Here is a 13,120-nt window from a genome sequence, read left to right as displayed (position 1 = left end):
AAGCCGCCGGCCTGCTGGGCTTGGCGTTGGGTGGCGGCCAGCGCCTCGGCCCCGGTGTAGACGTGGGCGTGCAGTCCGCCGTCGAGCGGGATCTGCGCAGCGATGCGGTCGAGGGCCGCGCGCACCTGGGTCTTGTCGGCGCCGGGCGCGGTGATCACCTGCAGATAGGTGTCGCCGGGCCGGTTGAACCAGCGGCCGAGCAGGGCGCTCGAGACCGCGGCGGTGCCGGAGTCGATGGCGACGTAGTCGACGGTGTCGCGGACCACCGTCTGCTGGTAGCCCGTCGGCGTGGCGATGCGCAGGACGTCGCCGGTGTGGACGCCGAGGGCACGGGCGAGCACATTCGACAGGATGATCCCGTTGCCGGCGAGGACCTGACGGACCGCGTCGGGGCTCGCCTTGCGCATGAACGGGGCGCGTGAGCCGGGCACCAGGCCCTGGACGAGCGCGCGGTCCTCACCGATGTTGACGTTGGCCCATTGCCCGCCGATCACCGCGCTCACCCCGGGTACCGCGGCGACCTCGGTGGCGATCTGCGGCGGCAGGACAGGGCCCAGCGGCACCTCGTCCTCGGTGGAGGAGGAGACGTAGAAGTCCGGATCGCCGAGGCCGTCGAGGGAGGTGGAGATCGACGAGACGAGATTGTCCAGGGCTCCCGAGGTTCCCATACCGACGGCGATCGCCACGGCCACCGTCATCAGGGTGGCCCACGCACGACGCGGGGCGCGCCCGGTGTTCACCGACGCCAGGCGGCCCGGGCCGCGGAATGCCCTGGCCAACAGCACCACTGCGGTGACCAGTGGTCGGGTGAACGCGAAGCAGATCAGCAACGCACCGATGGCGTAGACGGCGCCGGCAACGATGGCCGGCCTACCGGGGACGGTGAACACGATGATCCAGGCGCCGATCACCGCGGCGACGCCGACGAGTCCCGCCACCCACACCGCCACACCACGACGGGGCACGCCGTCGGCGACCTCGCCGGGACTCATCGCCTCCACCGGGGACACCGAGAACACCGATCGCGCAGCCAGACTCGTCGCACCGACGCAGGAGACGACGCAGGCGAGGATCGCGACGACCGGTACATACGCAGGCAAGTGGTACGTGATCGCGATGGTCACCCCGTCGCGGGTGGTCTCCGGGACTTGGGAGACCGCCCAGCGTCCGGCGAGAACTCCGACGGGTACCCCGATCGCACCGCCGACGATGCCGAACAACGCTGCCTCGCCGAGCATGTCACCGACGAGGTGGGTGCGGCGGGCACCCAACGCGCGCACCATCGCCAGGGATCGGCGCCGGGCGGCCACCGCCATGTTCATCGTGTTGAACACCAGGAAGGCAGCAATCACCAGCGACACCAACGCCACCAGCAGCGTCGAGTCGCGGGTCACCGAGCTCGCCAATTCCGCTTGCTTGGCCCGGAAGTCGGGGTTCACCACGACAGCTCGACCGTCGACGACGCGAGTGGCCTCCGCGCGCAGATGTCCGACGTCGGCTCCCGGCTTGGCGACGAGGAGGATCGACGTCACCCGGCCCGCGGTGCCCGCCGGGCCGGCCAGGTCGGTGAGACGTTGCGCCAGCGGCAGATACGCGAACGCGTACCTACCCTCGTTGAGCTCGTCGGCGTCGGGACCGGTGACCACCCGGGCGACGCGTACCTCGTCGTCACCGATCGTGAGTTGTTGTCCCTCACGTAGTCCGGTGGCGGGTCCGGCGATGATCCCGTCCTCCAGGTCGGCCGGTGAGATCGACACCCCGCCCTGCGCGGCGGCGAGATCCCCCGACAACGCCGTGACCCGAAAGTCGGAGCCCAGCAACGGGATCTGCGTGCCGCCCACGGTGATCGACCCGCGGATCAGCGGGACCACGGCCTTGGCGTCGGGCAGGTCACGACGCAGTTCGGCGGCCAGGCCCGCGTCGACACCGGAATCGGCGATGGCGGCGACCTCGAGGTCGGCGGCACCGGAGATCGCCGAGTTGAAGGCCCGCACCGACGCGGTGAACGAACCGTAGGTGCCCAATACCGCGACCAGCAACGCCGAGGACACCACGACCACACTGAGCGAGGTGAACACGCGCATCCGGTGGGTCCGGATCTCGCGCAGATTGAGCACCCGGATGCGGGTGAAGCCGGCGAGGAACCCGGCGACGAGACCACCGGCGCCTGCGCTCACGCGATCTTTCCGTCCCGGACGGTGATCGTGGTGTCGGCGACCGCAGCGGCGTGCTCGTCGTGGGTCACCATGACGACCAGCCGGCCGGCGTGCTCGTCATGAGCACCGGAACCGTGGGCGACGTCGGAGAGCAGTTGCAGCACAGACTGTCCGGTGGTGGAGTCGAGATTTCCGGTCGGCTCGTCGGCGAGCAGGATCGCCGGTTCCATGATGAGCGAGCGGGCGATCGCCACGCGCTGCATCTGCCCGCCCGACAGCTCCGACGGCCGGTGGTTGATGCGGTCACCGAGACCGACCCGCTCCAACAGCTCGACCGCGCGGGGTTTGGCCCGGCGCAGCGACTTGGAGTCGAGAAGTTGGGGCAGCGCAACGTTTTCCCACGCCGACATCGTCGGGACGAGATTGAAGAATTGGAAGATGAAGCCGACGCGATGGCGCCGGAACTCGGAGGCGGCGTTGTCGTCGAGGGCACCGAGATCGACGCCGTCGACGCGGATGGACCCCGAGGTGGGGGTGTCGAGTGCGCCCATCACGTGCAGCAGCGTCGATTTGCCGGCGCCCGAGGGGCCGACGATCGACACGAACTGCCCGCCGGGCAGCGTCAGGTTCACCCCGTCGAGGGCGCGTACCCGCTCCTGTCCCAACTGGTATTCACGGACGACGTCGACTGCCTCGACGAGGTTGCGCTCCCCCACGGCCATGGGTCGATGGTAGCGAGCGCGGTGGCGCGGGCGTCGGTGTACGTCGCGGCGGCCGGCGTTCCCGGATCAGCCGGTGAACCGACCGGTGGCGAAGAACTCGTCGAGGACGCTCGTCGGCGCGGTGAGGTCGAGCTGTTGGGCGGCAAGCCAGTCATCGTCGAAATATGTTGTGCTGTACCGCTCTCCGGGGTCGCACAGCAGGGTCACGACGCTGCCGGACTGTCGTCCGCCGACCATCTCCGAGACCAGTTTCAGTGCGCCCCACATGTTGGTGCCGGTGGACCCGCCCACGCGGCGGCCCAGTCGTTCGCTGACGCAGCGGGCGGTGGCGATGGAGGCGGTGTCGGGGACGCCGATCATGCGGTCGATGACCTGGGAGACGAAGGAGGGCTCGACACGCGGGCGGCCGATTCCCTCGATGCGCGAACCGATCTCGGAGGTCAGGGTGCCGTCGCCGCTCTCGTAGGCGGGCAGGAACACCGAGTTCTCCGGGTCGACGACGGCCAGCCAGGTGGGGTGACGGCGGTAGCGCAGGTAGCGGCCCAGGGTCGCCGACGTGCCGCCGGTGCCCGCGCCGACCACAATCCACGTCGGGATCGGGTACTCCTCGTCGGCCATCTGCGCGAAGATCGACTCGGCGATGTTGTTGTTGCCACGCCAGTCGGTGGCGCGCTCGGCCATCGTGAACTGGTCGATGAAGTGGCCGCCGAGTTCGGCCTCGAGACGCAATGCCTCGGCGTACACCTGCGCCGGCCGTTCGACGAAATGGCAACGGCCGCCCTCTCGTTCGATCAGGGAGGTCTTGGCGGGCGAGGTCGACGACGTCATCACCGCGAGGAACGGCACGCCGATCAGGTGCGCGAAATAGGCTTCGCTGACCGCGGTCGATCCCGACGACGCCTCGATGACGGTGGTGCCCTCGGTGATCCAGCCGTTGCAGATCGCATACAGGAACAGCGATCGCGCCAATCGATGCTTGAGCGAGCCGGTCGGGTGGGTGCTCTCGTCCTTGAGGTACAGGTCGACGCCGCCCGGCGTGCCGTCGGCGTCGGTCCAGCGCGACCAGTCGGGTAGCTCCACCCGCAGCAGATGGGTGTCGGCGCTGCGGCGCGCGTCGGCCTCGATCAGCCGGACCGCGTTGTCGGCCCAGGAGCGGTCGGCGCGGCGATCGATGTCGATGGTGCGTGCGGGGCTCATCGTCTCGGGTCGGCTCGGGTCAGCTGCCACGCAGCTTCGACTGCAGCTCGTCGTGGCGCTTGCGGCGCTGCTCGTCGACGGCGGAGATCTGGGTGTTGACGCGGGTGCGCAGCGATTTGAACACGACCATGCCCAGCGGCAGCGCGATCAGGACCCCGAACACCGCGGCCACCAGCAGCGGCACGTTGACGCCCGCGAGCTTGCCGATGCCGATGATGATCGCGGCGACCACGACCACCAACACGAGACGGGCCAGGGTGTACAGGCCGATGGACGCCAGGAGGCTGCCCATACCGACCTGCGGTTTACGCTCTTCACTCACGGCGACCAGCGTACGTTGTGGCGCGGCCCGGCGGCCCGCCGCGGTCTGCCCGGTCGGTGAGGGGCGAGCGGTGAGAGCGAGCGCCCGATCGACGCAAAAGTGCGCCCGGTCGGCGTGCACGTCGAGGAGCGGTCGAGGGCCCACTTTGTACCAAGGGTGTCACCGGGGTCGGCAAAGGGGACGTAAAAGGCACTGGTCGGACGTGTGCGCAGGTCACAGGCTTCTTTGCACTCTCTTTACCTACCGCTGACGGTTCGAGTACCTGGGCGTTTTGCGTGTATTCATTGAGTCAGCGTGCGACTGCGCGCGAAGGGTCCGAGAGCGTCAGGTTCTCGGCACGGACACACGAGGGAGTCCTCCCATGACCGCAATTCACTCCAACCCGCTGTCGATGATCACCCCGGGCATGGCGAGCCAGCACACGCTGACCCCCGGACAGGTGGCGTCGATGTTCAACGTGAACCCCAAGACCGTCGCGCGGTGGGCCAGCTCCGGAATCCTCGGCTCGATCCGTACCCCGGGCGGGCATCGTCGCTTCCGCGAGGAAGACGTCGTCGCCCTGCTGAACCGTCGCGTGCCCTGAGAGTCACCACAGCCTCGGCAGGCTCGGTCGGTGTCGCCGTCCACACGACGCCGACCGGGCCACGCCATCGGCGCACACGTGCGCACACGCCGTACCACCTGAGTGCCGCCCGACACCTGCACTTTTGACGTCGGTCGGACGACGCATCTCGCGTCTACCGTCGCGTAATGTGGTGAGTGGGAGGTTGCCATGGCATTTCTACTCACGTTGGTCGGCATCATGGCCGTCGGTTTTCTGTTGTGGCGCGTTTTCGGTTCCAGCCTGATCGATGACGACGGCACACGCGTACCGGCCGCCAAACGCGGTCCGGTCGGCCCCGACGACGATCCCGAGTTCCTGATGGATCTCGACCGTCGCAGCCGCGGTACCAACGGGTCCGACCCAGACGATCACCAGCACTGACGATCACTGATCGGCCTCACCCCGATACCGACACGAATGCGCCCCCGGAGTCTTCCTCCGGGGGCGCATTCGTGTGCGTGCGGGCTGCTCAGAGGCCTGCGTAGGAGTGCAGGCCGGAGACCACCAGGTTGATGATGAACAGGTTGAAGAGCATCGCGACGAAGCCTGCGACGTTGATCCAGGCGGCCGCGGTGTTGCGCCAGCCGGCCGTGGCCCGCGCGTGCAGGTAGGCCGCGTAGATCACCCAGGCGATGAACGAGACGGTCTCCTTGGGGTCCCAGCCCCAGAAGCGTCCCCACGCGGACTCGGCCCAGATGGCGCCGCAGATGACGCCCAGACCGAACAGCGGGAAGCCGAAGACGACGCATTTGTAGGCGAGGCGGTCGAGGGCGTCGGCGCCCGGGATGTGCGCGACCAGCCGCATCACCGCACCCTTGGCGCCGGTCTCGGTGCGTTCGAGAGACTCGGCCTTCTCGCCCCACGCCATCTTGACGAGGTAGAGCATGCTCGACACCCCCGACACCAGCAGGACGCCGGAGCTCACCGAGATGATCGACACGTGGATGGCCAGCCAGTACGACTTGAGCGCGGGCACCACCGGGGCGGCCTGGGTGTAGAGCTCGGTGCCGGCGATGAACATCAGCAGCGCGACCGGGACCAGCACGAACGACAGCAGCGGCCGGTTCGCGGGTTTGCGGAGCACGACGACACCGGCGACGACACCGGCCGCACAGGTCAGCGAGATGAACTCGTACATGTTGCCCCAGGGCGCACGATCGACGGCCATCCCGCGGCAGATGATGGACGCGATATGCGCGGCCAGGCCGACGAAGACCACCGGATAGGCCATGGCGCCAAGGGTCTCGGAGAAGGTCCGGCGGCGCGCGGTATCGGCGATCTTGCCGGGGGTGCGGTCCCCGGAGGCACCGGCTCCGGTGGCGCTCGACCCGACGGCCGCCCCGACGAGTTCTTTGGACGCCAGACGCCTGGTCCGCGCGCCGGCGAGGGCCGCGAGGAACAGCAGCATCGCCAGTACGTAGACGGTGATGGCGGTTCCGAACAGCAGGTCGGAGTACCGGGCGAGCGTCTCGTCGACGTGCTCTGTACCAGTGTTCATCGATTCACCTCATCAGTCCTGCGGAAGAACGTGCGGCCGCCGTGGGTGCGCCCGTCTCAGAGTTTGCGCCACCTCGACATGCGTTTCGCCGAGCCACCGCCGGGCTCCACCAACCCGGCCGCCTGCTCCTCGAAACCCTCGCCCCAACCGGCCTGATCGGTCCGGGCGAGGCCGCCGATTTCTACTACCGTACGTCGTTTGCCGTTGCCGGTGCCCGTCCGGTCCGGATCGGCCGGCACCAGCCGCACCCAGATCCGGCGTCGGCGCACCAGCAGCGACACCAGCAGACCGATCAGCATCGCCACCGCCGACACCAGCACCCAGTCCTGGGCCGGGTCGTGCGAGACCTGCACCGACACCCAACGCTGGTAGCCGTCGAAGCTGACGACGGTGCCGTCGGCCAGGGTCGTGCTGGCGCCCTTGGCGAGGTTCACCTGGGCCTGTCGTTGCAGCCTGCCCTGGTTGATGAGGCTCTGATCGAGCGAATAGGCGTTCTGCGGGAGGCCGGTGTCGAGTCCGGTGTCGCCCTTGTAGATCCGGATCGCGACCTGCGGGTCGTGCGGCACGGGCGACGACGAACTCAGCAGGGTCCCTTGGTAATCCGCGGTCGGGGCGAACAGTCCCTCGATGGCGATCTGGTTCTTGCGGCGCACGTCCTCGTCGGGGTAGAGCCCCGCCGGGGTGTCGAAGCGCACCGCGCCGGAGGAGAGCATCGTCTGCAGCTCGTCGGGGATGAACAGGGCGGTCTGGGTGCGCTTCTCCCCGTTGGGGAAGGGGACGGTGAACGTCGGGGCGAATCCGTTGCCGAGGACGTAGACGCGGTCGCCGGCGACCCGCAGCGGGTCGTTGACCTTCACCGACGTCTGATGCCAGTCACCGGCGGAGGTGCCGGCGCCCTTGGTGTAGGACATCGTCGCGTCGTACATGTCGGGCTGACCGTTGGGCAGGAAGGTCGCCGAGAACGCGTCGACCTTGAAACAGAAGTGATTGAGGTCGGTGCCGTCGACCATCGCGCCGGCCCGGAACGAGTCGTACACCGCGGTCGAGGTGTTGCACAGGCCCTCACCGTCGGCGACGAGACTGCGGGTGCCCTCGTAGCCGTAGAGCTTGCCGAGCGCGATCGACACCAACAGGGCGAGTAGGGCGAAATGGAAGACCAGGTTGCCGAATTCGCGCAGATACCCCTTCTCCGCGGAGACCTCGACGACCTTGCCTGTTGCCGCGTCGTCGCGTGTTGCTGCGTCGTCACGGACGACGATGTTGCGTCGCCAACCCCGCAGGTTCGTCGAGACCCGCTCGGCGATCTCCTCGGGATCACCGTCGACGGTGGTGGTGAGGTGGCGCGGCAGGCGACTCAGATTGCGGGGCGCGGCAACCGGTTTGGCGCGCAGACTCTTGGCGTGCTCGATCAGCCGCGGGGTCAGGCATCCCACCAGCGAGACGAACAGCAGCACATAGATCGCGGTAAACCAGGCGCTGGAGAACACGTCGAACAGCTGCAGCTTGTCCATCCACGTGCCCAGGGTGCCGTGGTCGGAGATGTACTTGAGCGTCTTCTGCTCGTTGAGCTCGCGCTGTGGGAGCAGAGCGCCGGGGATCGCGGCGAGCGCGAGCAGGAACAGCAGCACCAGCGCGGTGCGCATCGAGGTCAGCGACCGCCACAGGTTGCGCAGCGGCCACAGCACCCGACGCAGCACCCAATGCGGGCGGCGGGGCGGGCTGGGCTGGGCCGGGCGGTCGGCGAGCGCGGTGTCGGCGCGGGTCATACCGGCAACACCTGATCGGTGATGAAGGCGTCGCGCACCCAGACGATGAACTGATCCCACAGTCCGGTGACCAGCGCAATACCGACGAGGATCAACATGACACCTCCGAAGACCTGGATGGCGCGGGCATGATTGCGCAGCCAGGCGAGGCTGCGCAACGCCCACGCCGAGGAGAACGCGAGCACCACGAACGGGATACCCAGACCCAGGCAGTACGCGATGATCAGGGTGACGCCCTTGGCGGCGGTCGCCCCCTCGGTGCCCGACGCGGTGGCGATGACCGCGGCCAGCGTCGGCCCGAGACACGGCGTCCAGCCGAGCGCGAAGACCGCACCGAGCAACGGGGCACCGACGATGTTGGACACCATCCGCGGGGCCATCCGCACCTCGTGCTGCATCATCGGGATCAGGCCGATGAAGACCAACCCCATCACGATGGTGACCACCCCGCCGATGCGTTGCAGCAGTTCGTGATTAACGATGACGGTGCTGGTGAAACCGATCACCGTCGCGGTGGCGGCGACGAAGACGACGGTGAACCCGAGGACGAACAGCAGGGCGGCCATCGCCACGCGAGAGCGACCGCGTTTGGCGGGTTCGCCGACGGTGACCGCGGGGGCCTCGGCACCGACGAGTCCGGCGAGATACGACAGATAACCCGGGACCAGCGGCACCACACACGGTGAGGCGAACGACACCATCCCGGCGACCGCCGCCGCGGCCACCCCGAGCAGCAGCGGCCCGGAGGACACCGTGTCGGCGAAGGTCTGTCCGATACCGCTCACTGGGGCACCTCGGCAGACGACGGAGCGGCAGACGCAGGGGTGGACGACGCGGGCGCCGTGGAAGTGCTTGACGCCGCGGAACCACCGGGTGCCGGGTCCTCGGCGATCACCTTGCCGACCATCGCGCCGAGTTCGTCGGCGCTGACCGCGCGCAGGAACACCGCGGCCGGACGATGCTGCCGGTCGAGCACGATCGTCGTCGGCACCACCGACGTCGGGGTGGTCAGCGCGGCCAGCGAGGCCCCGGCGAAGTCGTAGATCGACGGATACCCGACGTGGCGGTCGTCCACGAAATCCTGTGCCGATTGCCGATTGTCACGCAGATTGATGCCGAGGAAGTTGACGCCCTGGCCCTGGTATTGCTCGTAGACCTGCTCGAGGGCGGCGGCCTCACCGCGGCAGGGGCCGCACCACGAGCCCCACACATTGATCACGACGGCTTTGTCGGCGAACTCGGGATCACTGAGCGACAACGGTTTTCCGGTCGTCAGGTTCTCGCCGGAGACATCGGCGATGTGTTTGCGGTCGGCCTGGTCGTAGGTGATGACGGTCTGCCCACCGGGCGAGACGAACTGGAAGGTGTCGCCCTGCGAGACCGCGTCGTCACCGGTACCGCACGCGGTCAACGCCACGCCGAGCGCGAGCGAGACCAGCAGTGCGGCAACGATTCTCATCACTCGTGCGTTTACGACAAGTCGGACGCGGGGTCGCGAGGGGTGCCGGTGGCCTCGTTCCGACGGCGTCGGACACACGTCACGACCACCACGATCTCGCACCCTCACGCGTTCAACACTCTCCTGCTCAAGCACCGGTCACGAGTGGATCCGACGCACCGGCCGGCTCGGAATAGATGATGTCGACGAGGGCGTCGTCGTCGTAGATGAGGCTGGTCAACGACGCGAGCGAGCACTGGCGACGACGCGGGTCGTGCCAGAGCCGCTGGCCCTCGAGGAAGCGGCGCAACGTGTACACCGGCAGCTGATGACTCACGCAGACGGCCTCGTGGCCGCGGGCGGCGTCGCGGGCCTTGTTGGCCGCGGCCAGCATCCGGTGCGCGAGCTGGATGTACGGCTCGCCCCAGGACGGGGTGAACGGGTCGCGCAGCTTGGGCCAGTGCCGCGGCTTGCGCAGCGCGCCGTCGCCGACCGAGACCTTGAGTCCCTCGAAGATGTTGTCGGCCTCGATGAGCTCGTCGTTGGTGAGGATCGGCAGGTCGTGCGCGGCGGCAATCGGTCCGGCGGTCTCCTGTGCGCGCTGCAGCGGGGAGGCGAACACGGCGGTGATGTCGTGGTCGGCCAGCGCGTCGGCGACCTTGCGGGCCTGAGCGCGACCGGTGTCGGAGAGATGGAAGCCGGGCAGCCGTCCGTAGAGGATGGCGTCGGGATTGTGCACCTCACCATGGCGCATCATGTGAACGATCGTGTGCATCAGCTCTCCCCGGGAGTGGGCGCGGTTGCCGCGGCCCGCGCAGCGGCCGGCAACGCGTCGGCAATTCGAGTGAAAGCATCCTCGTCGAGCGCCGCCGAGACAAACCAGGCCTCGAACGCGCTGGGCGGCGGGTACACACCGGCGTCCAGTAGCGCGTGGAAGAACGGCGCGAAACGCCAGGTCTGGGTTGCCTTCACGCCCGCGTAGTCGACGATGCGGGTGTCGGCGGCGCCGTCTGTGGTGAAGAACACACTGAGCAGGTTGCCGGCCTTCTGCACGCGGTGTGCCACCCCGGCGGTGTGCAGGGCGTCGGTGAGCAGGCCGGCGAGGCGGTCGGCGTTGGCGTCGAGGGCCGAGTAGACCGCCGCGTCGGCGGTCCGCAGCGTCGCCAGGCCGGCGGCGACGGCCACCGGATTACCCGACAACGTGCCCGCCTGATAGACGGGACCGGTCGGCGCGAGGCGCTCCATGACGTCGGCGCGACCGCCGAAGGCCGCGGCGGGCAGGCCGCCGCTCATCACCTTGCCGAAGGTGTAGAGGTCGGCGCCGACACCCTCGAGCCCGAACCAGCCGGCCGGGCTGACCCGGAATCCGGTCATCACCTCGTCGATGATCAGCAGGGCGCCGTGCCGGCGGGTGAGGTCACGCAGACCGGCATTGAAACCGTCGATGGGCGCGATCGCACCCATGTTGCCCGCGGCGGCCTCGGTGATCACCGCGGCGATGTCGTCACCGAATTCCTCGAAGGCCTTCGCGACGGCATCGAGGTCGTTGTAGGGCAACACGAGGGTGTCGTGGGCGGCGGCGCCGGTGACACCGGGGCTGGTCGGCAGGCCGAGGGTGGCCACACCAGAGCCGGCGTCGGCGAGCAGTGCGTCGACGTGGCCGTGGTAGCAGCCGGAGAACTTGATGATCTTGGGGCGGCCGGTGAAGCCGCGGGCCAGCCGGATCGCCGACATGGTCGCCTCGGTGCCGGAGTTGACCAACCGCACCCGCTGCACCGGGTCGACGCGGTCGATGATCTCCTCGGCCAGCTCGACCTCGGATTCGGTGGGCGCGCCGAACGACAGTCCGCCCGCGGCGGCACGCTGCACGGCCTCGACGACGGCGGGATGGGCGTGACCGAGGATCATCGGCCCCCACGACGACACCAGGTCGACGTAGGTGTTGCCGTCGACGTCGGTCAGAGTGCAGCCGGTGGCCGAGGCGATGAATCGGGGATCGCCGCCGACGGCGGAGAACGCACGCACCGGTGAGTTGACCCCACCGGGGATCGCATGTTGCGCCCGTTCGAACAGCTCACTGGACTTCACGGCGACGTCGGCGGATCTGCTCACGGCCTCCAGTGTTCCAAATGGCACCGAGTGAGAGAAATTCGGCCTGGTCAGGGCACTGCCGGGGCGTGCTCACCGCCCCAGCGCAGCCTCGATCTGCGCCGCGATGGCCTCGTGGCCGCGGGCGTTGGGATGCACCGTGATCCGCGCCGTGGTGCCCTGCTGCGGTTCGATCCAGCGCGCCGCACCCGCGCACGCGTCGTGGCCCTGCGACACCTGCGACATGTCGACGAAGGTGACGCCGGTCTTCTCGGCGGCGCGGCGCACGGCGTCGTTGAGGTCGGCCTGCAGTCCACGCAGGTACGGCACGTCACCGGGCGCGACGCGCATCGCCGGGTAGCAGCCCTGCGTGGCGGGCAGAATCCACGGATAGCCCACGATGACGACGCGGGCATTCGGGGCGTGGGCGCGAATCCGGGTGAGGCCGTCGACGAGGGCCGGATAGATCTCGGCGTCGATGGGTGCGGTCAACTCCGAGCCGTAACGATCCCGGCACGGCGAACCGGTGGGGACTCCGGGGCTGTCGGCGATCGCGTCGCCGCATTTGCTGATCGCCCCGCCGAAGGTGTTCTCGTCGTTGCCGCCGAGCATCAGCGTCACCAGCCGTGTCTGTGGTCCGAGCGCGTCGAGTTGTGGTGGTATGCCGAAGTATTGGCTGGTGGTGAGGTCGGCGGTGTCGGCGCCCGAGCAACTCACGTCGGTGAGCGGCAGCCGACGTTGCGCGGCGACGAGGTGGGCGAAGTTGATCGCCGACCGCTGACACAGGAACGGCGAATCCGATTGCACCGGAAGGACTCCGGCGCCCGCGGCGTAACTGTCGCCGAGATTGACATATGCCGTCGCGGCCGGAGCGGTGCCGGTCGAACTCGGGGCCGACGACGATGGCGCAGGAGATCCGTCGTCGGCGCCGCAGCCGACCACGAGGATCAGCAGCGCCGCGAGCAGCGTGGCGAGCGCCCCGCGCCTCATGCGTCGGCCCCGAGCATCATCAGCAGCAGTTCGGCGCGGGTGCGGGCATCGGCGAGGTCGATGGCGAGCATGTCCTCGACCCTCTCGATCCGGCTGCGCAGGGTGTGCCGGTGCACGCCGAGTGCGGTGGCCGCACTCCCCCAGTTGCCATTGGCCTCCAGATACGCCAGCAGACTCCGGTGCAGCGCGGTGCCCTGGAGGCGATCGTGGTCGAGGATCGGCGCGAGACGCCGATCGTGGTTGTCGGCCAACGCTTGTCGCACCGGGTCGACCGCCAGCAGCGACTGTGCGTCGTCGAGGTCGACGAGTTGCCCCACCGCGGCCGAGCGACAGGCCAGG

14 protein-coding genes are annotated in these 13,120 nt (G+C 68.8%); 2 read left to right on the top strand and 12 right to left on the bottom strand.

Annotated elements, in window-relative coordinates; translation table 11 throughout:
* The 4 genes from B1964_RS03690 to B1964_RS30895 all read right to left on the bottom strand — a co-directional run.
* Window positions 1-2,177 (bottom strand): FtsX-like permease family protein (locus tag B1964_RS03690; RefSeq protein ID WP_079928896.1); only part of this gene is annotated, 2,177 nt, incomplete at its 3' end.
* Window positions 2,174-2,878, bottom strand: coding sequence for an ABC transporter ATP-binding protein (locus B1964_RS03685; RefSeq protein ID WP_043456278.1), 705 nt, complete (start codon window positions 2,876-2,878; stop codon window positions 2,174-2,176). The genes B1964_RS03690 and B1964_RS03685, both read right to left, overlap by 4 nt.
* 66 nt (window positions 2,879-2,944) lie before the next feature.
* Window positions 2,945-4,075: a PLP-dependent cysteine synthase family protein gene (locus B1964_RS03680; protein ID WP_014359044.1), complete on the bottom strand. Its 1,131-nt coding sequence runs from the start codon at window positions 4,073-4,075 to the stop codon at window positions 2,945-2,947.
* Between the two features lie 19 nt (window positions 4,076-4,094).
* Complete coding sequence (locus tag B1964_RS30895) at window positions 4,095-4,367, bottom strand: DUF4229 domain-containing protein (RefSeq protein ID WP_210738916.1); 273 nt, start codon at window positions 4,365-4,367, stop codon at window positions 4,095-4,097.
* Window positions 4,368-4,758: 391 nt separating this feature from the next.
* Between B1964_RS30895 and B1964_RS03670 the strand changes: the two genes are divergently transcribed.
* Together B1964_RS03670 and B1964_RS03665 are read left to right on the top strand one after the other, a co-directional pair.
* Window positions 4,759-4,980: a BldC family transcriptional regulator gene (locus B1964_RS03670; protein ID WP_079928894.1), complete on the top strand. Its 222-nt coding sequence runs from the start codon at window positions 4,759-4,761 to the stop codon at window positions 4,978-4,980.
* Between the two features lie 189 nt (window positions 4,981-5,169).
* Window positions 5,170-5,382 carry a hypothetical protein gene (locus tag B1964_RS03665; protein ID WP_079928893.1) on the top strand — a complete coding sequence of 71 codons (213 nt, stop codon included), beginning with the start codon at window positions 5,170-5,172 and terminating at the stop codon, window positions 5,380-5,382.
* Window positions 5,383-5,470: 88 nt separating this feature from the next.
* Here the strand turns inward: B1964_RS03665 and ccsB are convergent, their stop codons facing one another.
* The 8 genes from ccsB to B1964_RS03625 all read right to left on the bottom strand — a co-directional run.
* The gene (ccsB, locus tag B1964_RS03660; RefSeq protein WP_079928892.1) at window positions 5,471-6,499 is read right to left on the bottom strand and encodes a c-type cytochrome biogenesis protein CcsB; all 1,029 of its coding nucleotides are present in this window, start codon (window positions 6,497-6,499) and stop codon (window positions 5,471-5,473) included.
* A 56-nt stretch (window positions 6,500-6,555) separates the two neighbouring features.
* The gene (locus B1964_RS03655) at window positions 6,556-8,265 is read right to left on the bottom strand and encodes a cytochrome c biogenesis protein ResB (RefSeq protein ID WP_079928891.1); all 1,710 of its coding nucleotides are present in this window, start codon (window positions 8,263-8,265) and stop codon (window positions 6,556-6,558) included.
* Window positions 8,262-9,050, bottom strand: a complete 789-nt coding sequence (locus B1964_RS03650; RefSeq protein ID WP_020172251.1) for a cytochrome c biogenesis CcdA family protein — start codon at window positions 9,048-9,050, stop codon at window positions 8,262-8,264. Before B1964_RS03650 ends, B1964_RS03655 begins: the two co-directional genes overlap by 4 nt.
* Window positions 9,047-9,724 carry a TlpA disulfide reductase family protein gene (locus B1964_RS03645; RefSeq protein WP_079928890.1) on the bottom strand — a complete coding sequence of 226 codons (678 nt, stop codon included), beginning with the start codon at window positions 9,722-9,724 and terminating at the stop codon, window positions 9,047-9,049. The genes B1964_RS03650 and B1964_RS03645 overlap by 4 nt, the downstream gene beginning before the upstream one ends.
* Window positions 9,725-9,851: 127 nt before the next feature.
* Window positions 9,852-10,478: a histidine phosphatase family protein gene (locus tag B1964_RS03640; protein ID WP_006372682.1), complete on the bottom strand. Its 627-nt coding sequence runs from the start codon at window positions 10,476-10,478 to the stop codon at window positions 9,852-9,854.
* Window positions 10,478-11,815 (bottom strand): glutamate-1-semialdehyde 2,1-aminomutase, encoded by a 1,338-nt coding sequence (gene hemL, locus B1964_RS03635; RefSeq protein ID WP_020172252.1) that lies wholly within the window; start codon window positions 11,813-11,815, stop codon window positions 10,478-10,480. The genes B1964_RS03640 and hemL overlap by 1 nt, the downstream gene beginning before the upstream one ends.
* A 69-nt stretch (window positions 11,816-11,884) precedes the next feature.
* A complete protein-coding gene (locus B1964_RS03630) occupies window positions 11,885-12,781 on the bottom strand; it encodes an SGNH/GDSL hydrolase family protein (protein WP_079928889.1) in 897 nt (298 codons plus the stop codon).
* A partial coding sequence (locus tag B1964_RS03625) for a helix-turn-helix domain-containing protein (protein WP_139765614.1) occupies window positions 12,778-13,120 on the bottom strand: 343 nt, incomplete at its 5' end. The genes B1964_RS03630 and B1964_RS03625, both read right to left, overlap by 4 nt.

Origin of the sequence: Gordonia sp. i37, from assembly GCF_002043085.1 — a bacterium.
GTDB classification, from domain to species: Bacteria; Actinomycetota; Actinomycetes; order Mycobacteriales; family Mycobacteriaceae; genus Gordonia; species Gordonia polyisoprenivorans.
This window is presented reverse-complemented; position numbering and strand designations above follow the sequence as displayed.